The organism is Streptomyces sp. SID8352, assembly GCF_009862265.1.
GTDB lineage: Bacteria > Actinomycetota > Actinomycetes > Streptomycetales > Streptomycetaceae > Streptomyces.
Map to the genome: position 1 here is coordinate 17,653 of NZ_WWGX01000020.1, position 19,948 is coordinate 37,600.

Sequence of the window (19,948 nt, forward strand, 5' to 3'; positions counted from 1 at the left end):
GCCCTGACGGAACCGGTCCCACGGCCGACGACCGCCCGGCGCGCCCGGCGCGCGCGACGCGTGAGCACCTGCCCCCGCCCGGATGCCCGTCAGCGTCCGGAGGGGTCCGGGGAACGGCCCGCCCACCCCGGGCGGGCCGTTCCCCGTGCGCGGCCCCGGCCCGGGTGTGCGCGGGCGGAGCGGGGGCACGCGCGGTTCGGGAGGGGAGGACCACATGAACACGCCCGCACTGCCGCCCGACACCGCCGTCCGGGCCCGCCGCGCGGCCCGGGGCCCGGCCACCGAGGGAGCCGCCCGGGCCGGGCTCGCCGCCCGCGGGGTGATCCACCTGCTGATCGGGGTGCTGGCCCTGCGCATCGCCTTCGGCGACGGGCACCGCCAGGCCGACCGGGGCGGAGCCCTGGACGAGCTGTCGGACAAGCCGCTGGGCGCCCTGCTGCTGTGGGCGCTGGGCGCCGGACTGGTCGGCATGGCGCTGTGGCGGCTGTCGGAGACCGTCTTCGGCGCCGCCGGGGAGGACGGACGCACGGCCCGGAAACGGGCCCTGGCCGCCGCCCGCTGCGTCTTCTCCTCGGTCGTCGCCTTCCAGGTCCTCGCCTTCGCGGCGGGCTCCGGATCCAGTGGTGGCGGCTCCAGCGACCGCCAGTCCCGGGACGTCACCGCACGGGTCATGGCGGTACCCGCGGGACGCTGGGCCGTCGGCGTCGCCGGAGCCGCCGTGGTCGTCGTCGGCGTCGTGATCGCCGTACGGGCGCTGCGCCGCCGCTACCGCGAGGAGCTGAGGACCGGGGGGCTCGGCCGCCCCGCCCGGCGGCTGATCGATGTCGCCGGGATCGGCGGCGGCACCGCTCTCGGCGCGGTCGTGGCCGCCGCCGGGGTCTTCGCGGTGCGGGCCGCCGTCGACTACGACCCCGGCCGCGCCAAGGGGATGGACGACACCCTCCGGTCCTTCGCCGACACCCCCTTCGGCCCCTGGCTGCTCGCCTGCGTCGCCGCGGGCCTCGTCCTGTCCGGCCTGTTCTCCTTCGTGCTGGCGAGCCGCCCGCGCGTCTGAGGCCCCGGGCGAGCCGCCCGCGCGTCTGAGGCCCCGGGCGAGCCGCCCGCGCGTCTGCGGCCGCGGCCCGCCCCGGCGCCGCACGGACCACCGGGTCGCGTCCCGGCGCCGGGCCGGTCCGCCCCGGCCCGGGAGCCGCGCCGCGTCTGAGCCGCGCCGCAGGGGGAACACGGCAGGGATGAACGAACACGAGATTCCTCCGCCGGACGGACGTCCCGTGGACGTCTACCTGGACCTCCTGCGCATCCGCATGGAGAACGACGACTACCAGCTCCTGCTCAGCGTGGTCGAGCCCGTGCTGCGGGCGATCGACGAGCAGCAGATGCCGACGATCGACTTCTCGCTGGACGGCGACAGCGCCGAGGCCCTGCCCCAGGAGATCAGGGACGAGGCCGCCCTGGTCATCGCCACCGCCGTCACCGGCCGGCTCGACAACGAGGTCGTCGAGATCAGCACCGACGAGACCGGCCCGGTGCGTGTCGTCACCGACGCCGCCACCGCCTCCGATCCCGAACGCCTCGGCGAGATCGCGGCCTACCTCAGGGAACGGCACGTGCAGAACGAGGAGCTGCGCGGGATCGCCGAGGCCAGTGGGCTGCCCAGCGACTTCTGACCGTCCGCCGGACCCCCGCCCCGGGGTTCCCGCCGTCCGCCGAGGGCTCCCGTCAGCCGGGGGCCCGCTCCGCGCGCCGGGAGCCCCGCTCCGGCGACGGGGCCCGCTCCCGGGCCCGGCCACATGGCCGACGGTCTCGACGCCCGCGGTCTCCCGCGGTACTCCCGTCGGGCCCGGCCCGGCCCGGTCCGGAACCGGCCGCCCCGGCGGCGCCGCGGCCCCCTCCCTCAGTGCCCCGGCGTCCGCACCGGTACGCCCAGCGGCCGGGCGAGGCCCGTCACGGCCTCGTCCAGGCGCTCCAGGTGCCGCAGCACCCGGCCGGTGATGCGGCCGTAGCGGGGTGTGCCGTCGACGTCCGGTTCCAGCAGCGACGCGATGCTCGGACCCGTCTCCACCCGGGTGTCCGCCTCCTCGTCGACCACCTTCGCCGCGATGGCCTCGATGTTGCGCACCGTGCGCCGCACCGCCCCCCGCAGCCGGGGGTCCGCCGCGATCGACGGATGGGTGGGCAGCAGCTCGGCCGTGGCCGCCAGCGAACGGGCGTGGTAGGCACAGGTCTCCAGCAGTGCCACCACGTACCGGGCGGTGTCCCGGCGGGTGCGCAGCGGGGTGATCGGGTGCGTGAGCGGCTGGGTGGCGGCCCGCAGGTCCCCCAGCGCCTGGTCGAGCTCGCGCGCCGTGTCCAGCAGATCGGCGGCCGGGCCGCCGCTGAGCTGGTCGACGGCGCCCTCGGTGACCTCGACCAGCCGCTCCAGCACCGTGTCCAGCAGCTCGTTGGTCCGCCGGTCGGTGTGCACCGGCAGCACCAGGGCCGCCGCGAAGATTCCGCAGGCCGCGCCCAGCACCGTCTCCTCCAGCCGCAGCAGCAGCACCGACAGGCTGTAGGTGTGCAGCAGCGTGTAGAGCAGTCCGAGCATCGCGGTCACGAAGAACGACATCAGCGTGTACGACAGCGGCGCCGTGTAGAACATGGCGAAGATCAGCAGCAGCACCAGCCCGAACGCCGTCAGGGTGTGCTGGCCCACCAGCCCCGCCAGCACGATGCCCGCGACCACTCCGAACACCGTGCCCAGCACCCTGCGGTAGCCCTTGACCAGGATCTCCCCGGTGGACGCGGTGTTGAGGAACACGATCCAGCAGGCCAGCACCGCCCAGTACCAGCGCTGCGAGGAGAGCAGCTCGCCGCCCACGATGGCGAGCGAGGAGCCCACGGCCACCTGCACCGCCGCCCGCGTGGTCGGCCGCCGCAGCCCGGTCTCCTCCTCCGGCGGTGCGGCGGCCTCCTCCCCGGCGTCGATGGCCGCGTCCTCGGCGTCCAGTTCCTCCCGGGACCGGGTCGTCGCGGGGGAGTCGTCGGACTCGTCCTGCGGCCCGTCCAGGGCGATCCGCAGCCCCATCACCGCGCGCGCCGTCTCGCCGATGCCCCGGAACACGTCCTGGGTGGCCGCCGCCGCCTCGGGCAGGTTCTCCTCGTCGCGGTAGCCCAGGAGCCGGTTGCGCAACTGGGACAGCGCCGTGCCGCGGGCCTCCGCGGGGGGCCGCAGCACCAGGGCGCGCAGCGCCTGAAGGTCCCGGCGCAGCAGCGCCGTCGCCTCCCCGGGCGCCGGGGTGCCGCCCACCTCGGGGGCGGGCGCGCCGGGCAGGTGCAGGGTCAGGGTGTCCGCTCGCTCGGCGCTGCGCGCGCCCAGCAGCAGCAGTCCGAGCCGCTCGGCGGCGATCTCGGCGTCGGCGATGCGGCGCTGCACCAGCCGCGCCACGGAGGCGTCCGGGGTGCCCTCCTCCAGCCGGGACTGGATCATCAGCGCCGTCTCGTGCAGCCGCGCGGTGCCGTCCCGCAGCCGCTGCAGGGTCCGGTCGATCTCGTCGGGCCCGGCGTCCAGCAGCTCGATCTGGGCCGAGATCAGCTGCCCCAGCCGGGCCCGGAAGGCCTGCCGCAGCCGGGACAGCACCCGGGTGGGCGTCGCCGGGACGATCCCGAACCGGACGACGGCGCTGCAGCCGAAGGCCAGGGCGATGGATCCCCACAGCCCCGGCAGCCCGGCCGCCTCGGCGCCGACGAACAGCGACACGAAGTAGACCTGGAAGCCGATCAGCCCGAGCGCCGTGCCCCGGTCACCGTAGCGCCGGCAGTAGACCGCGCAGAAGATCAGGACGATGAAGACGACATCGCCCACCACGACCCGCGAGGCGAGCAGCGTGCTCAGCGACACCGAGGCCAGGGCGACGGGCAGCCCCAGGGCCAGGGTCACGGCCTGCGGGCCCGGCGTCTTCTCGCGGATGGAGAAGGTGGCCACCATCGCCACCATCGCCCCGGCCACCAGATGCTTGACGTCCGTCCCGGCCAGTGCCAGCACGCCCAGCGTCAGCGCGATCGCGGCCACCGTGCGCAGCCCGGCGGTCAGCCGCAGCAGCCCCGGGTCGTACGCCGCGATGCTGTCCCGCAGCCGTGTCCGCCCCGAGCGCCCCGCTGCCTTCACGCCGCCGTACATCCTCCCGATCAGCGGTGATCCGCGGCCGTGCGTCCCGGGCCCCTGCTCGGGGTCCGGCGCCGCGGAGATCCGCCCGCCAGCATGTCATGCCGGGTGCCGGGCCCGGCCGGGGGGTCAGAGCCGGGCCCGGCCGGACCCCTCGACCCGCTCGCGGACCTGCTCCGGCGTCAGATAGGCGTCGGTGTACTCGAAGTCCTTCAGCTTGGCCGGCTTGCGGGCCTGGAAACCGGTGCGGACGAAGTCGTCCCCGGCGAAGGCGTTGAGCGCCCAGTCCGCCGCCACCCGGGCCTTGGCCACCTGGGTGCGCAGCGCCGACCAGTGGTAGCCGCGCGCCACCGCCTGGGCGGGCAGTCCGTGCAGTTCCACGCCGAGCGGTTTGGAGACCGCGTCGGCGCCGCCGAGGTCGACCACCAGCCCCAGGTCCCGGTGCAGATACGGCCGTGTCGGCAGGCCGCGCAGGGTGGCGATCAGGTTCTCCGCGACCCTGCGCCCCTGCCGCCCCGCGTGCTGGGCGGTCGGCGGGCACACGGCGCCCTCGGTGCCCTTGGCGAGGTCCGGCACCGCGGCCGAGTCGCCGAGCGCGAACACCCCGTCGTGGCCCGGAAGCCGCAGGTCGGCGCCGACCGCGAGGCGCCCCCGGACCGTCTCCGCGCCGAGCGTGGCGATGAGCGGGCTGGCGACCACGCCCGCCGTCCAGATCAGCGTGCGGGTGGGCACCACCCGGCCGTCGGTGAAGGTGACCTCCTCCGCCCCGGCCTTGGCGATGGACACCCCGAGCGAGACCTCGATGCCCCGGCGGCGCAGCACCTCCTGCGCGGCCCGCCCCAGCCTGTCGCCGAGTTCGGGCATCAGCTTCGGCGCGATGTCGATGAGGTGCCACTTGATCAGGCCCGGGTCGATCCGCGGATAGCGGCGGACCGCGGCGTGCGTGAGCCGCTGGAGGCAGGCCGCGGTCTCGGTGCCCGCGTAGCCGCCGCCGACCACCACGAACTGGAGCCGCGAGGCGCGCTCGGCCGGGTCCTGGCTGGCGTCCGCCAGGTCGAGCTGGGAGATGACGTGGTCGCGGATGTACGCGGCCTCGGCGAGGGTCTTCATGCCGAACGCGTGGTCGGTGAGGCCCGGGATGTCGAAGGTGCGGGTGATGCTGCCGGGGGCGAGGACGATGTAGTCGTAGGGCTCGTCGACGATCCGGTCGGTGATGGTGCGGATCACGCAGACCTTGGCCCCGAGGTCCACGCCGATGGCGCCGCCCGGGATGATCCGGGTCCGGTACCGGCTGCTGCGGCGCAGCGAGAGGGCGATCGACTGGGGAGTGAGCACCCCGGAGGCGACCTGGGGGAGCAGAGGCAGGTAGAGCTGGTAGGAGAACGGCGTCACCAGGGTGACGTCGGCCTCCTCGGGGGAGAGCCTGCGCTCCAGACGGCGGACGCACTCCACGCCGGCGAAACCTGCGCCGACCACCAGAATCCTGGGTCGTGTCACGGTGTCCATCCCTTCCTGCGGCTCCGGGCGGTCCCCCGGGCACGCCATGCGCCTGCCCGGGGAGCGCCGCTTCGCACCTTCGATCCCATCCCGTGCGCCGCGGTTCGGCGAGCCGGGCGCGCCGGACCAGCGACACACCCTGGGCACCACCATGCCCCGCTCCCGCCCGGACCGCACCGGAAGACGGCGGATCGCCGGGCGGGACGGCGGGGGAGCGGGGGACCGCGGCGGGGCCGGGGGAGCGGTGACGGCCGCTCAGTCCCGGCCGCGCAGGTGGCACAGGAGCAGGCACACGTCGTCGTCGCGTTCGGAGTCACTGAGCAGGGGTTCCAGGATGCCGTCCGCCGAACCCTCCAGATCCGAGGCGAGCCGCTCCGCGTCGAAGGAGCCCAGCACCCCGGCGAGCCGCTCGATGCCCGGGTCGATGCCCCGGGCCCGCCGCTCCACCAGACCGTCGGTGTACAGCGCCAGCGTCGCGCCCGGCGCCAGCCGCACCGTGTGGTCCGTGATCTCCTGGTTCAGCGGAATGCCCAGCATCGCGCCCGGCTTGGCGTCCAGCAGCCGCACCTCGCCGTCCGGCATGCGCAGCACCGGCGGCGGATGGCCCGCCGCCGCCCACGTCAGGGTCCGCCCGTCGGGATGGAAGCGGGCCATGACGGCGGTCGCGAACAGATCGGGCTGCAGGTGGTGCAGGAAGGTGTGCAGCCGCGTCAGCAGCCGCCCCGGGCTGCCCCCGTCGACGGCGTAGGCGCGCAGCGCGGTCCGCAACTGGCTCATCATCACCGCCGCCCGCAGCCCGTGCCCGGTCACGTCGCCGACCACGACCACCACCCCGCCGTCCGGCTGCCGGAACGCGTCGTACCAGTCGCCGCCGATGTTCAGCCCGTGGGTCGCCGGGAGGTAGCGGGCGGCCAGGCCGAGACCGGGCGGCGCCGGCAGCTCCGTCAGCAGGGCGCGCTGGAGGGTCTCCGCGATGTCGCGGTTGTGCTGGTAGCGCTGGGCGTGGTCGATGGCGATGCCGGTCCGGCGGGTCAGCTCGATCAGCATCACCGCGTCGTCCGGGTCCCAGCGCTCCCCGGGCGGCGACAGCGTCAGCACGCCCATCGCGGCCCGCCGGGTGAGCAGCGGAACGCACAGCAGCGGCCGGTCCGGGGACAGCGCCGAGGGCGGCTGGTCGTCCACGCCCGGCAGCCCGCCGGGCAGTCCGGCCGCGTACTGGGGCCGCCCGGTGCGGGCCGCGAGGACCGCTGCGGCGGCGTGCGCGGGCGATCCGTCCCGCTCGTCCCCCACGTCGAAGAGCCAGACGTCGACCCGGCTCGCGTACTCCGGGACCAGCAGCTCCGGCAGCCGCCGCACGATCTCGTGGTGGTCCAGCGAGGCCGTCAGGACGGCGCTCGCGTCCGCCAGGAACGTCAGCCGGCGGCGCGCGTTCTCCGCCTCGGTGCGCGCCGCCCGCTCGGCCGCGAACGCCTCCCGCTGCGCCCGCCCGGCCGCGTCCAGCTCGGCGTGGAGCGCCACCACGCCCTGGTTGGTCTGGTGCAGCTCCTCCCGGTGGAAGCCCACCAGGCCCTCCTGCTCGGCGAGCCGCTCCAGCACCAGCGCCGTGTCCTCGTCGGCGCCCAGCAGCGCATGGGCCAGCGCGGCCGGGCCGTCCGCCGCCGCGCCGCCCCCGGGCACCACCGCCGCGGGGTCGGGGCAGGCCACCGACATCCGCCACGGCGGCTCCCCGGCGGCACTGGCCTCCGGCGTCGGCGTCAGCACGGCGTGCAGCGTTCCCTGCCCGCCCGGCGGGGCCGTGCCGGTGTCCAGCACGAGGCGCCAGACACCGCCCTTGGCCAGGCACTGCCGCAGCCGCGCGCCGAGCGCCGCCACCAGCCGGGTCCGCTCCAGCGTCGGCACTCCGCAGGCCGCCGCGAGCCGGGTGGCGCCGATGCGGGCCCGCGCCGCGTCGGTGACGTCGGTGATCTGCCACGTACGGGTCATCGGCGGTCCGGCGGGGTCGGGGCCAGGACGGCCACGGCGGTGTCGTCGCGCACCGGGCGGGCGCGGCTGCTGGCGTCCCGGACGGTCACCGCGGCCGTCACCGCCGGGTCCGCCTCCGGGGCGCAGGTGCCGGGCGACGGCGTCCAGCGGCTCGGCAGGCCGTCGCTGTGCAGGATCAGCATCCGGTCCCCGGCCCACGCGTGCTCCTCGTCGCGCACGGTCGTGGGCCGGTGCGCGCCCACGATGCCCGGCTGCGACAGCAGGGGGCGCCAGACGCCGCCCGCGCACAGCCGCGCCCCGATGTTGCCGATCCCGGCGAACCACAGCCGGCCCGCCCCCGGATCGACCTGGACCAGCGCCACGGCCGCGCCCCGGGTGCCGGACAGCGCCGCGTCCAGCCGCTTCAGCGCCTCCGAGGGCCGCAGGGCCGCGGCACCGCGCAGCGCCTCCACCGCCGCCGACGAGGCACGGGCCGCCTCCGGGCCGTGGCCGAGGCCGTCGGCCAGCATCAGCGTGGCCCGGTCCGCGCCGCGCACCCACGCCCAGGCGTCACCGGAGTACTCCGCCCCGCCCAGCGGCACGTTCACCCCGCCCGCCCGCACCCCGGCCACCGGGTCCGACGGCCCGGTACGGTCCCGGGGCGCGCCGATCCGGGCCAGCGCCACCGTGCCGGCGCCCGGGGCGCTGTGCAGATCGAAGTCGTCGGCCAGGCGGGCGCAGGTGCCGAGCCCCGCGCCCAGCGATCCGGCGGTGCTGAAGCCGTCGCCCAGGGCGGCGGCCACGTCGGGGATGCCCGGCCCGTGGTCGACGGCGGCGATCTGCACCATCGGAGCCCCGTCCCGCCCGTCCACGAGCACCGGCGGGGCCACCACGTCGATGAGGACCTGGCCGCCCCCGGCGTGCTTGAGCAGGTTGGTCGCCAGCTCCGTCGCGACCAGGGCCGCGGCGGCGGTGCGCGCCTCGTCCAGCCGGGCCCGCGCCGCCGCGTGCTCGGCGGCCACCCGGGCGTCGCGCACCCGGGTCGAATCGTGCACCGGCACCTCCCACACCCGGGGCATCAGCTCTCCTCCCGGGGACGGGGCGGACGGCCCACCCACGAGGTGACCCGCACCGTGGTGCCGGTGCCCCGCTCGCTCTCGATCGCGAAGTCGTGCACCAGGCGCCGGGCGCCGCCCAGCCCCATGCCCAGCCCCTCGCCCGAGGTGAAGCCGTCGCTGAGCGCCTGTTCGACGTCGGCGATGCCCGGACCCTCGTCACTGAAGGTGAGCCGCAGCCCCCGCACCGGTCCGTCCGCGACGACCTCCGTCTCCATCGATCCTCCGCCGCCGTACACCAGCGTGTTGCGGGCCAGCTCGCTGGCCGCGGTGATCAGCTTCGTCTGGTCCACCAGACCGAAGCCGAGCTGTGCGGCGGACTGCCGCACGTGCTGGCGCACCCACACCAGATCCATGTCCGAACGGATCGGCAGGCGGGCCTGTGCGCCCGCGGCGGTGTGCATCAGAGACGCCCCCCGCTCAGACCGCCGAAGCGGGAGGAGGGCGCCTGCGCGCGCAGCAGGTCGAGCGCGGCCTCGGTGCTCAGCGCCGTGTGCACCCCGGGCAGGTTCAGACCCAGCTCCACGAGGGTGATGGCGACCGCCGGGCGCATGCCGACCAGCACCGTCCGCGCGGCCAGCAGCCCGGTCTGCGCGGCGATCTCGGCCAGCACCCGGCCGAGGAAGGAGTCGACGATCTCCACGGCGGAGATGTTGATGATCACCCCGGTGGCGCCGCTGCGGACGATGGTCCCGGCCAGGTCGTCCTGGAGCCGCCGCGCCGTGGTGTCGTGCAGGTCGCCCTGGAGGGTGACGAGCAGCACCTCACCGAGCCGCAGCACCGGCACATGCCCCGTCACCGGCTCCGCGAAGGGCCCCGGAAGCGCTTCGTTCACCGGGCGACCGGGCCCGTCGGGTCGGGGGTCACGATGCCGCCGCCGAGCTGGTGCAGGACGTAGCCCAGGGCGTCGGCCAGGCTCGCCCTGGTCACCACGTTGCCCAGGTCGAGACCCAGATGGACCATGGTCTGCGCGATGGCCGGGCGGATGCCGGAGACGATGCACTCGGCGCCCATCAGCCGCGCCGCGGCGACCGTCTTCATCAGGTGCTGGGCCACCAGCGAGTCGACGGTCGGGACACCGGTGATGTCCAGGATCGCGTAGCGCGCCTGCTGCTCGACGATCGACTCCAGCAGGGTCTCCATCACCACCTGGCTGCGCGCGCTGTCCAGCGTCCCGATCAGCGGAACGGCCACGATGCCGTCCCACAGCTTGATCACCGGGGTGGCCACCTCCAGGAGCTGCAGCCGCTGCCGGTCGATGAGCGCCTGGCCCTCGCTGAGCGCCGTCTGCACCACCACGACCCGCAGGGTGCCCATCAGCACGCTCAGCGTGCTCAGGCAGTCCCGGACGTGCTCCGGCGGGGCGTCCGCGAGATCGGCGAGCAGCAGGTTCTCCAGCGGCGGGCGCAGCGCCGCCAGCTCGGTGGACACCTGGCCGGTGCTCAGACCGGCCCGGGAGCGGGCCACGCCCATCCGGGCGAGCTGCTCGCGCACGGTCGTGAACCCGGCGGCGTCCGGGTCCTCCACCCGGGCCGCGTCCGCCACCTGGGCCAGCGCGTCCACCACGGACTTGCCCGCCTCGACCGCCTCGTCCCGCGAGAGCGTGAACACGGCCCGGAACAGCGGCTCGTCCGCCCAGCGCTGGCCGATCTGCTCACGCCGGCGCCGCAGGAACCCCTTCAGCTCGTCCGTCGGCGATCCGGCCGTTCCCCGTACCTGCTCCGGCACCTGTTCCACTCCTCGTACGCGTGGCGCCGCACCGGCCCGGGGGCTCGGAGACGACGACGTGACTCTGCCGGGCGCCCACCGCGTGCGGCGGTGCGCCCAGGACGGCACCTGCTCCCCCGCGGGGCCCGGCCGGGCCGTCCGGCGGCCGGTGCCCCGTCCCCCGCGCCGGGGGACGACGGTCCGGGACGGGGTCAGACCCCCGCCTCCGGCGGCGCCGCGGGACCCGCGTCGACCCGGGCCAGCGCCTCTCGCTCGGTCCCGGAGACCGGCACCGTGATGCTGACGCCGGTCAGGTCGAGTATCCGGCGCACCGCGGGCGGCGGCGCGATGATCTGCACACTGCCCGGCAGATCGCGCGCCTCCTGGTAGACCCGCAGGATGATGTTCATCCCGGAGGAGTCCATGAACGGTACCTGGGAGAGGTCCAGCAGGAAGTGGCGCCGCCCGTGATGGAGCTGGTTGGCCAGATGGTGCTGGAACTCGGTGGCGGTGTCGACGTCCAGGTAGCCCACCACCTTCAGCAGCGCGACGTCCTCCCGGGGCAGCGTCACATCGACGGACAGCGGGTTCTGGGCAAGGGACACGTGTACCTCCAGCGTTCGACGGCCGGGGCACTCTCCCGCCCCGGTGGGCACCGCGCGCGGTGCCCATCGCGCTCCGCGTCTACCCCCCGATCCCCGGCTCATACGTCACCCGACCCGGATCCCCACCAGGCACGTGTCGTCGTCCGTGTCCGACCTGCTGTAGGTGAGCAGCCGGTCCAGGTGCTGGTCCAGCGTGTTCGGCCGCTGCCGCGCGGTGCTCAGCAGATGGGTCAGCGACTCCTCCACCGACCGGTCCCGGCGCTCGATCAGACCGTCGGTGTACATCAGCAGGGTGTCCTCGGCGGCGAGCTGCGCCTCGTCCTCCTCGTACGCCGCCTCGGGCACCGCGCCCAGCAGCATGCCCCGCACCAGCGGCAGCGGCTCCGCCGCCGCGTCGCGGACCAGCACCGGCGGCAGGTGCCCCGCCCTGGCCCAGCGCAGCGTCCGGCGGTCCGGGTCGTACAGTCCGCACACCGCCGTCGCGGTCACCCCGCCCGTCAGGTGGTGCGCCACGATGTTGAGCCAGGACAGCAGCTGACCGGGTCCGGCCCCGGTCACCGCCAGCCCGCGCAGCGCGTTGCGCAGCACCACCATGCTGGTAGCGGCCTCTATGCCGTGCCCGGCCACGTCGCCGACGCACAGCAGCACCCGCCCGCTCGGCAGCATCACCGCGTCGTACCAGTCGCCGCCCACCAGCTGCTCGGTCTCCGCGGGCCGGTAGCGCACTGCCACCTGGAGCCCGGGGACGGTCAGCGGCGTCTGGGCCGGCGGCATGATGGCGTGCTGCAACTGGAGCGTCAGCCTGTTGCGCTCGATGGCCTGCTGCTCGGACTGGGCCAGCTGGTCACGGGTGGCGGCCAGCGCCACCTCCGTCCAGTGCTGCGCCGAGATGTCCTGATAGGCGCCGCGCACCACCAGCAGCCGGTCGTCGGTGTCCAGCACCGGCTCCGCCACCACCCGCACGTGCCGCGTCACCCCCTCCGGCCGCTGGAGCCGGAACGCCGCGGACGCGGGCCTGCGGTGGTGCAGCAGGGTGCGCAGGAAGCGGCCGATGGCCACCGCGTCGTCCGGGTGCGTGTGCGCGGCCAACCGCTCCAGCGGCACCGGCACGCTCGACCGGGGCCGCCCGTAGAGGTCGAAGAGCTGGCCGTTCCAGGTGATCTCGGCGGTGAGCAGGTTCTCCTCGAAGCCGCCGATCCGCCCCAGGCGCTGGGCGTGCTGGAGCAGGCTGGCCAGTCGCGCGGTCTCGTCCTCGATCCGCCAGATGAGCAGGACCGCGTTGCCGTGCCGGCTGATGCTGATGTCCGCGACCGCCGACAGCGGCACCTGGTCCACCAGCGCCGTCAGGTTCATCCGCCGTGCCCGGAACGCCTCCCCGGTCGCGTACACCCGCTCCACGCTGCGGAACAGCTCGCTCTCCCCGGCGGCCATCGGGAAGGCCTCCAGCAGCAGCGCCCCGCCGACCACGGCGCGCGGCCGTCCGGCGGGGTCCAGGAAGCGCTTGTTCACGTGCTGGATGCGGAAGTCCGCGAGCTGCCCGGAGACGTCCAGGTACGGCACCAGGACCAGGGCCGGGTCGTGCAGCCCGTCGGCCAGGTCCATCAGCTCGGCCGCGTCCGGCATCACCCGGGGCTCGGAGCCGGTGCCCGGGGGCGGGGAGTACGACTCCAGGGTGTGCGCGCACAGCTCGGCCAGCGCCTCCAGCTGGCGCACCACCTGCGGCGGACGGGGCGGCAGCGGGCCCGGCCAGACGATCTCCAGCACCCCGTGGATGCGGCCCCCCGTCCCGGCGGGCAGGGCGACCCGGCCCCCGTCCGGGTACTGGTGGCGGCCCACGCTGGGCGGGCCGGTCCGGGCGAGCGAGCCGATCCACTGGCCGGAGCGCTCGGTCAGCCCGGTGCGGGCGACGGTGGTCACGTCCGGCGGCACGTACCGCCAGCGGGCGGCCTCCGCCGGGGAGAACCCGGCGCTGCCCGCCAGCGTGAGCGAGCCGTCGGAACCGGCCGCCCAGATGGCGACGGCGGCCGCGCCGAGGGGGCGCAGCGCCTGCTCCAGCAGGGCGTCGGCCACGGCCTGGGTGTCGTCGGCGGCCAGCGCGCCGCTCTCGGCCGCCCGCAGCCGCACGGCCGCCGACCCCGCCGGGGTCTCCGCGGTGACGTCGGCCCGGTCGCGGTGGGCGTCGGCGGAGGTGGCCGCGAGGAACGCCTCGGTCACCTCCGACATCCGGTCCCGGGCGGCCTGGTTGATGACCTCGACCGCGAACGCCAGCGGGGTCACCTGGGACTGCTCGGCCAGCTCGGCCAGTTGCCGGGCGGCCTGCGCCGGTCCGCACCGCAGCCGCTCCACCAGGATGCCCTTGGCCAGCTCGATCAGGGCCCGCCCCTCGGCCTCCGCCTGGGCGGCCCGCACCTCGCGGCTGAGCCGGTCCACCGTGGCCGCCAGCCGGCCCACCGGTGACAGCGGCGCGGCTCCTCCCGGCCGGGCCGGGAGGACGGCGTCCGCGCCGCCGGGACCCGGTCGGCCGGTCGCCGGGGCCGCCGTCGCCGGGGCGTTTGGCTCCGCGCCGGGGACCTCCGTCCCGCGGGGGTTCCCGCCGGGTGTCTCCGAGCCCGGTGTCTCCGAGCCGGGCCGGGGCCCTCGGGGGTGTCCGGGGGCGCTCATGCGGGCAGCCAGCGGCGCACACAGGCGACGAGGTCCTGGGTGTCCACGGGTTTGGTGACGTAGTCGCTGGCACCCGAGGCGAGGCTCTTCTCCCGGTCGCCCGGCATCGCCTTCGCGGTGACGGCGATGATCGGCAGCTCGGCGTAGCGCGGCATCCGGCGGATCTCGGCCGTCGCCGTGTAGCCGTCCATCTCCGGCATCATCACGTCCATCAGCACCAGCGCGACCTCCGGATGGCCGAGCAGCGTCTCGATGCCCCGGCGGCCGTTCTCCGCGTGCAGCACCCGGAAGCCGTGCAGCTCCAGGATGCCGCTGAGCGCGAACAGGTTGCGCGCGTCGTCGTCGACCACCAGAACGGTCCGTCCGTCGGGCGCGTCCGCCGACTGCGCCACGTGCGGCGCCGGGTCCTCGTGCCGCACCAGGGTGAGCACGTCGCCCGGTTCCTCGGCGGCCAGGTGCAGGGCGATGCGCTCGCGCAGCTCGTCCAGGCTGGACAGGAACTCCAGCGCCCCGCCGCCCGTACCGGAGCGCAGCCGCTCCTCCAGCTCCGCGTCCGCCCGGTGCCCGCTGTGCACCAGCACCGGCACGCTCGCCAGCCCCGAGTCACCGCGCAGCGCACCCAGGAACCGGGACGCCTCGCCGTCCCGCATGCCCAGCTCCAGCACCACGCAGTGGCACGGCTCGGCGGCCAGCGCCCCGGCGGCCTCCTGCGCCCCGATCGCGGTGATCACGTCGAGCGGGGGCCGGACCCCGGTGTCGTCCCGTCCGTGCGAGAGGTCCGCCACCACGCTCTCCGCCACCAGCGTCAGCAGTCCGCGCGGCCGCTCCTCCACCACCAGCAGGCGCCGGGGACGCTGCCGCTGCCCGGAGGCCGGCTCGGGCAGCGCCACCGCCCCGGCCGGGCCGCCGTCGGACGACTCGACGGATGGCTGCTCCGCGCCCGGCGCGTGCCGCAGCACGTCCTCGAAGTCGGGCCGCGCCACCGGCAGGAACAGCGTGAACGTGCTGCCCCGGTCCGGCACGCTCTCCACCGTGACGGCGCCGCCCAGCAACTGCGCGATCTCCCGGGTGATGGACAGGCCGAGCCCGGTGCCCCCGTACTTGCGGCTGGTGGTGCCGTCCGCCTGCTGGAAGGCCCCGAAGATCGACTCCAGGTTCTGCTCGGGGATGCCGATGCCGGTGTCCCGCACCCGGAAGGCGACCACCGCGCCACCGCGCACCACCCCGGCCGGGACCCCGTCGTCCGGGGCGGGTTCGACGGCCAGCTCCACACTGCCCTGCTCGGTGAACTTCACCGCGTTGGACAGCAGGTTGCGCAGCACCTGGCGCAGCCGGGAGTCGTCGGTGAGCAGGTCCGCGGGCGCCCCCGCGGCCGTGGTCACCGTGAACCGCAGCCCCTTCTGCGTCGTCATGGGCCGGAAGGTGGCCTCGACGTACTCGATGAGCTGGCGCAGCGTCACCCGCTCCGGGGAGACGTCCATCTTGCCCGCCTCGACCTTGGACAGGTCGAGGATGTCGTTGATCAACTGGAGCAGGTCCGAGCCCGCCGAGTGGATGATCCCCGCGTACTCGACCTGCTTCGGCGTCAGGTTCCGCGACGGGTTCTGGGCGAGCAGCTGGGCCAGGATCAGCAGGCTGTTCAGCGGGGTGCGCAGCTCGTGGCTCATGTTGGCCAGGAACTCCGACTTGTACTTCGAGGCGAGCGACAACTGCTGTGCGCGGGCCTCCAGTTCCTGCCGGGCCTGCTCGATCTGGAGGTTCTTCGCCTCGATGTCCCGGTTCTGCGCGGCCAGCAGCGACGCCTTGTCCTCCAGCTCGGCGTTGGAACGCTGGAGTTCGTCCTGCTGCACCTGCAACTCCGTCGACCGCGCCTGGAGTTCTGCGGTCAGCCGCTGGGACTCGGCCAGCAGCTCGTCGGTGCGGGCGTTGGCCACGATGGTGTTCACGTTGACGCCGATGGTCTCCATGAGCTGTTCCAGGAAGTCCCGGTGGATCGGGGTGAACGGGGCCACCGAGGCCAGCTCGATCACCCCGAGGACCTGGCCCTCGACCACGATGGGCACCAGCACCAGCGCCGTCGGCACCACGTGTCCGAGCCCCGAGGAGATCGTCACGTAGCCCGGCGGCAGCCCGTCCACCACGATGGTGCGCCGGCTGCGCGCCGTCTGGCCGACCAGGGTGCGGCCGAAGGCGATCCGGGTGGGCCGGTCGGTCTCCTCCGGGTAGCCGTAGGAGCCGACCAGTCGCAGCTCGGGGCCGCCGGGGGCGTCCTCCGCGAGGTAGAAGGCGCCGTACTGCGCGGAGACCAGGGGCACCAGCTCGTCCATGATCAGCTCGGCCACCACCGGCAGGTCCCGGTGGCCCTGCATCAGCCCGGAGATCCTGGCCAGGTTGGTCTTGAGCCAGTCCTGCTCCTGGTTGGCCCGGGTGGTCTCGCGCAGCGACTCCACCATCGCGTTGATGTTGTCCTTCAGCTCCGCGACCTCGCCGGACGCCTCCACGTTGATGGAGCGCGTCAGATCGCCCTCGGCGACGGCCGAGGTCACCTCGGCGATGGCCCGGACCTGGCGGGTGAGGTTCCCGGCCAGCTCGTTGACGTTCTCGGTGAGCCGCTTCCAGGTGCCGGAGACGCCCTCCACCTCGGCCTGGCCGCCGAGCCGCCCCTCGGTGCCGACCTCGCGGGCGACGCGGGTGACCTCGTCGGCGAAGGCGGAGAGCTGGTCGACCATGGTGTTGATCGTCGTCTTCAGCTCCAGGATCTCGCCGCGCGCGTCCACGTCGATCTTCTTCGACAGGTCGCCGCGCGCCACCGCCGTCGTCACCAGCGCGATGTTGCGGACCTGGCCGGTGAGGTTGTTGGCCATCGAGTTGACGTTGTCGGTGAGGTCCTTCCAGGTGCCGGCCACGTTGGGCACGTGCGCCTGGCCGCCGAGCCGCCCCTCGGTGCCGACCTCGCGGGCCACCCGGGTGACCTCGTCCGCGAACGCGGACAGCGTGTCGACCATGGTGTTGATCACGTCCGCCAGCGCCGCGACCTCGCCCTTGGCCTCGACCGTGATCCGCTGCGAGAGGTCGCCGCGCGCCACGGCGGTGGCCACCTGGGCGATGGAGCGCACCTGGCCCGTCAGGTTGGACGCCATCACGTTGACGTTGTCGGTCAGGTCCTTCCAGGTGCCGGAGACCCCCCGCACCTGCGCCTGGCCCCCCAGGTTGCCGGCCGTGCCGACCTCGCGGGCGACGCGGGTGACCTCGTCGGCGAAGGCGGAGAGCTGGTCGACCATGGTGTTGATGGTGTTCTTGAGCTCCAGGATCTCGCCGCGCGCGTCGACGGTGATCTTCTGGGACAGGTCGCCCTTGGCGACCGCCGTNGCCACCTGNGCGANGTNNCGCACCTGGNTGGTNAGATTGCCGGCCATGAAGTTGACCGAGTCGGTGAGGTCCCGCCAGGTCCCCCGGACGTCCTGCACGTCGGCCTGGCCGCCGAGCCGCCCGTCGGTGCCGACCTCGCGGGCGACGCGGGTGACCTCGTCGGCGAAGGCGGAGAGCTGGTCGACCATGGTGTTGATGGTGTTCTTGAGCTCCAGGATCTCGCCGCGCGCGTCCACGTCGATCTTCTGGGACAGGTCGCCCTTGGCGACCGCCGTCGCCACCTGCGCGATGTCCCGCACCTGGGTGGTGAGATTGCCCGCCATGGCGTTGACCGAGTCCGTCAGGTCGGCCCAGGTGCCCGAGACCCCCGGTACCCGCGCCTGGCCGCCGAGCGTGCCCTCCGTGCCGACCTCCCGGGCGACCCGGGTGACCTCGGAGGTGAACACCGACAACTGGTCCACCATGCCGTTGAAGACGGTGGCGATGTCGCCCATCAGCCCGTCCGCGTCGGCGGGCAGCCGGGTGCCGAAGTCCCCGTCCCGCACGGCCGTCAGCCCCGCGAGGAGCCGCCGCAACTCCTGATCGGCCGGAGCCGCGTCGACACTTCCGGTGCTGTCGCTGGTCATGCGCACCCTCGTTCCGCTCCCCAGGAGCCCGCCGCGCCCCCGGGCGGCCGCCCCTCGGCGCGGCCGGGCGAAACCGGCCTGTTTGCTTCGGCCTCTCCGCAGTTCGGCGGAGCCGCCCGATCAGAAAAATACGCCAGAGGCTAACCCGGCCGCGGGTCCCCCACCAAAGCGGTGATCTCCCGTCCGGACAGCCTCCTTCCCGTCCCTTCCCGGGTGCATGTTTCGACGCGGGAGGGGTACTCGGCCGGATTTCCCGCGCCCGTCCTGCGGCCGCCCCGAATGCGGCGGCCCGCTCCGGGTAGTCGCCGTGGTGGAGCCCGGCCCGCGCGCAGCGGGGGCCGGAGCGGCCCCGGCGGCCGTCCGGACCGCCGGTCGTCATCCACGCGGGAGGGAAGGGGCAGCGTGCCGAAGGAGAGCGTCTGGTCGTATCCGGCGGACATCGGCCGTCCGGAACGGACGGATCTGACGGGGTACGACGTCGTCGCGAGCGACGGGACCATCGGCCACGTGGACCGACAGGCCGAGCACTTCGGCATGCCGCACCTCGTCGTCGACACTGGCGTCTGGGTCTTCGGCCGCAGTGTGCTCATACCGGCGGGCGTCGTCGGCGGGGTCGACCCCGTCGCCCGCACCGTCACGGTCGCCTGCACCCGGGCCGAGGTCAAGGCCGCGCCCCGGTTCCGCACCGACAGCGAGACGATGGACCGGGGATACCTGACGGCCGTGGGCGACTACTATCACCGCCTGCCCCCGCGGGAGAGCACCGCGGACTGAGCCGGTGCCGAACGACAGCACGGCGGAGACCAGGGGAACCACCGACATGGAACCAACCGACGGGATCACCACGGCCGCGCCCGGTACCGCACCCGGTGCCGGGCCGCGCGGGGCTCGGGCGGCGGGCGCCGTCACGAGCGCCGCCGCCGCGCGGGCGTACGTGGAGTCGGTGGTGCGCGCGGAGTGGGACGGCCACCGGGGCGGGGCCCGCGCCGAGGACGTCATCGATCTGCTGCTCGTCGTGTCCGAACTGGTCACCAACGCCATCCGGCACGGCGGGGGACTGGCCGGGTTCGAGGCGCGGGCCACCGCGGACGGAGTGTGGGTCGCCGTCCACGACCACAGCGCGGCGGAGCCCCGCGCGGCGCGGGCGTTCCCCACCGAGCACCGGGGGAGCGGCTACGGCTGGCCCCTGGTGGTCCGGCTGGCACGGGAGGTCGCGGTCGTGCCGCGCCCGGCGGGCGGCAAGACGATCTCCGTCCTGGTACCGGTCCGGTCCGCCGGGCCGGGCGCGGGGAAGTCCTAGTCCGCGGCGGGCGGAGTGCGCGGCGCGGCCCCGGGCCGGCAGTGGGACGCTCGGCGGCCCGGGGCGCACGGACGGAACGGAGCGCGTGGCGGCCCGGACGGCAGGGGCGGCGCGGCCCGGACCCAGGGAGGACGGTGACGGCTCGCGGGCGCGTCGAGGCCGGATCGTCCGCCGCCCGGAGCGCGGACACCGCCGGCCGTACGTGTTCACCGCGCACCGGAATCGCGCGCACCGGAGCCCGCGCGGCGGACCCCATGTGCCGGAGCGGCATGCCCGGGGCGCTGCCGACGGGGAGCGCGCACCGGAGCCATGGTTCGGGTCACGCGCCGGCGGTACCCCGCGCCCGACCGGGGGCCGCCGCGGTCACCGGAGGAACCCCCGGCACCGCGACGCCCGTTCCGCCGTGCCCCTCACCAGGGCAGGAACACGTGGATGTCCTTGCCCCGTTGCCCGGGTACGACGCTGACCTGATCGGAGAGGGTGTGGATCAGGTGCCAGCCGATCCCGCCGCCCCCGCTGCTCGGATGGAAGGGACGCGGCGCGGGTACGGTCGCGCTGGTGTCGTGCATCACCACGTGCACCCCGTCGAAGGTCCGCCGCAGCCGCAGTTCGAACGGTCCCGGCGCGTACTGCACGGCGTTGGCCGCCAACTCGGTGACGACGAGCAGGATGTCGTCCCAGTGCTCGGGCGCCGAGGGCGGTGACCGGCGGGCCAGGTCGCCGAGGAACTCCTCCGCGACGAGGCGGGCCCCGGTCACGTTGTGCAGTTCTCCGGTGAAGCGTGCGGTGCGGTTCGTGATCTCCTCGGAAGCCAGTGTCCTGTCCCAACGCGACTCGGCTGCCATCTCGCCTTCCCGGCCCGGCCACCTGCCGGGCGTCGTTCTCTCTCCTGCGCCCCCTCCGTTGCTTAGTTCCCGGACCGGCGGAGCCTACGCGCCCCCGTCCGGCACCCGGCGGACTGGGAC

At 75.0% G+C, this 19,948-nt stretch carries 15 protein-coding genes; 4 read left to right on the forward strand and 11 right to left on the reverse strand.

What is annotated here, in order from left to right:
* Positions 1 to 214: 214 nt before the first annotated feature.
* Entirely contained in the window at positions 215 to 1,054 is an 840-nt protein-coding gene (locus GTY84_RS05125) for a DUF1206 domain-containing protein (protein ID WP_161224896.1), read from the forward strand.
* A 178-nt stretch (positions 1,055 to 1,232) separates the two neighbouring features.
* Positions 1,233 to 1,667 (forward strand): hypothetical protein, encoded by a 435-nt coding sequence (locus GTY84_RS05130; RefSeq protein WP_161224897.1) that lies wholly within the window; start codon positions 1,233 to 1,235, stop codon positions 1,665 to 1,667.
* Between the two features lie 227 nt (positions 1,668 to 1,894).
* Here the strand turns inward: GTY84_RS05130 and GTY84_RS05135 are convergent, their stop codons facing one another.
* The 10 genes from GTY84_RS05135 to GTY84_RS05180 form a co-directional block, all read right to left on the reverse strand.
* Positions 1,895 to 4,144, reverse strand: a complete 2,250-nt coding sequence (locus GTY84_RS05135) for an FUSC family protein (protein WP_161224898.1) — start codon at positions 4,142 to 4,144, stop codon at positions 1,895 to 1,897.
* 126 nt (positions 4,145 to 4,270) lie between these two features.
* Positions 4,271 to 5,647 carry an NAD(P)/FAD-dependent oxidoreductase gene (locus GTY84_RS05140; protein ID WP_161224899.1) on the reverse strand — a complete coding sequence of 459 codons (1,377 nt, stop codon included), beginning with the start codon at positions 5,645 to 5,647 and terminating at the stop codon, positions 4,271 to 4,273.
* Between the two features lie 246 nt (positions 5,648 to 5,893).
* On the reverse strand, positions 5,894 to 7,621 hold the full coding sequence (locus GTY84_RS05145; RefSeq protein ID WP_161224900.1) for a SpoIIE family protein phosphatase: 1,728 nt from the start codon (positions 7,619 to 7,621) through the stop codon (positions 5,894 to 5,896).
* Positions 7,618 to 8,679 carry a SpoIIE family protein phosphatase gene (locus tag GTY84_RS05150; protein ID WP_161224901.1) on the reverse strand — a complete coding sequence of 354 codons (1,062 nt, stop codon included), beginning with the start codon at positions 8,677 to 8,679 and terminating at the stop codon, positions 7,618 to 7,620. The genes GTY84_RS05145 and GTY84_RS05150 overlap by 4 nt, the downstream gene beginning before the upstream one ends.
* Complete coding sequence (locus GTY84_RS05155; protein ID WP_161224902.1) at positions 8,679 to 9,119, reverse strand: anti-sigma regulatory factor; 441 nt, start codon at positions 9,117 to 9,119, stop codon at positions 8,679 to 8,681. Before GTY84_RS05155 ends, GTY84_RS05150 begins: the two co-directional genes overlap by 1 nt.
* The gene (locus GTY84_RS05160) at positions 9,119 to 9,550 is read right to left on the reverse strand and encodes an STAS domain-containing protein (RefSeq protein WP_161224903.1); all 432 of its coding nucleotides are present in this window, start codon (positions 9,548 to 9,550) and stop codon (positions 9,119 to 9,121) included. Before GTY84_RS05160 ends, GTY84_RS05155 begins: the two co-directional genes overlap by 1 nt.
* A complete protein-coding gene (locus GTY84_RS05165) occupies positions 9,547 to 10,443 on the reverse strand; it encodes an STAS domain-containing protein (RefSeq protein WP_161224904.1) in 897 nt (298 codons plus the stop codon). Before GTY84_RS05165 ends, GTY84_RS05160 begins: the two co-directional genes overlap by 4 nt.
* A 191-nt stretch (positions 10,444 to 10,634) precedes the next feature.
* Positions 10,635 to 11,027, reverse strand: a complete 393-nt coding sequence (locus GTY84_RS05170; RefSeq protein ID WP_161224905.1) for an STAS domain-containing protein — start codon at positions 11,025 to 11,027, stop codon at positions 10,635 to 10,637.
* A gap of 105 nt (positions 11,028 to 11,132) precedes the next feature.
* A complete protein-coding gene (locus tag GTY84_RS05175) occupies positions 11,133 to 13,688 on the reverse strand; it encodes a SpoIIE family protein phosphatase (RefSeq protein WP_237532073.1) in 2,556 nt (851 codons plus the stop codon).
* Complete coding sequence (locus GTY84_RS05180) at positions 13,685 to 17,683, reverse strand: HAMP domain-containing protein (RefSeq protein WP_202549960.1); 3,999 nt, start codon at positions 17,681 to 17,683, stop codon at positions 13,685 to 13,687. The genes GTY84_RS05175 and GTY84_RS05180 overlap by 4 nt, the downstream gene beginning before the upstream one ends.
* Before the next feature lie 402 nt (positions 17,684 to 18,085).
* Between GTY84_RS05180 and GTY84_RS05185 the strand changes: the two genes are divergently transcribed.
* Both GTY84_RS05185 and GTY84_RS05190 read left to right on the forward strand, forming a co-directional pair.
* Positions 18,086 to 18,457, forward strand: a complete 372-nt coding sequence (locus GTY84_RS05185) for a PRC-barrel domain containing protein (RefSeq protein ID WP_161224907.1) — start codon at positions 18,086 to 18,088, stop codon at positions 18,455 to 18,457.
* Positions 18,458 to 18,503: 46 nt separating this feature from the next.
* Entirely contained in the window at positions 18,504 to 18,983 is a 480-nt protein-coding gene (locus GTY84_RS05190) for an ATP-binding protein (protein ID WP_161224908.1), read from the forward strand.
* A 410-nt stretch (positions 18,984 to 19,393) separates the two neighbouring features.
* Here the strand turns inward: GTY84_RS05190 and GTY84_RS05195 are convergent, their stop codons facing one another.
* Entirely contained in the window at positions 19,394 to 19,828 is a 435-nt protein-coding gene (locus GTY84_RS05195) for an ATP-binding protein (RefSeq protein WP_161224909.1), read from the reverse strand.
* Positions 19,829 to 19,948: the final 120 nt, after the last annotated feature.

Excerpts from the sequence above, each read along its gene's own strand:
- GTY84_RS05155 (WP_161224902.1), bottom strand. The coding sequence starts at position 9,119 with ATGCACACCGCCGCGGGCGCACAGGCCCGCCTGCCGATCCGTTCGGAC.
- GTY84_RS05195 (WP_161224909.1), bottom strand. The coding sequence starts at position 19,828 with ATGGCAGCCGAGTCGCGTTGGGACAGGACACTGGCTTCCGAGGAGATC.
- GTY84_RS05130 (WP_161224897.1), top strand. The coding sequence starts at position 1,233 with ATGAACGAACACGAGATTCCTCCGCCGGACGGACGTCCCGTGGACGTC.
- GTY84_RS05190 (WP_161224908.1), top strand. The coding sequence starts at position 18,504 with ATGGAACCAACCGACGGGATCACCACGGCCGCGCCCGGTACCGCACCC.
- GTY84_RS05125 (WP_161224896.1), top strand. The coding sequence starts at position 215 with ATGAACACGCCCGCACTGCCGCCCGACACCGCCGTCCGGGCCCGCCGC.
- GTY84_RS05140 (WP_161224899.1), bottom strand. The coding sequence starts at position 5,647 with ATGGACACCGTGACACGACCCAGGATTCTGGTGGTCGGCGCAGGTTTC.
- GTY84_RS05145 (WP_161224900.1), bottom strand. The coding sequence starts at position 7,621 with ATGACCCGTACGTGGCAGATCACCGACGTCACCGACGCGGCGCGGGCC.
- GTY84_RS05150 (WP_161224901.1), bottom strand. The coding sequence starts at position 8,679 with ATGCCCCGGGTGTGGGAGGTGCCGGTGCACGATTCGACCCGGGTGCGC.
- GTY84_RS05175 (WP_237532073.1), bottom strand. The coding sequence starts at position 13,688 with ATGAGCGCCCCCGGACACCCCCGAGGGCCCCGGCCCGGCTCGGAGACA.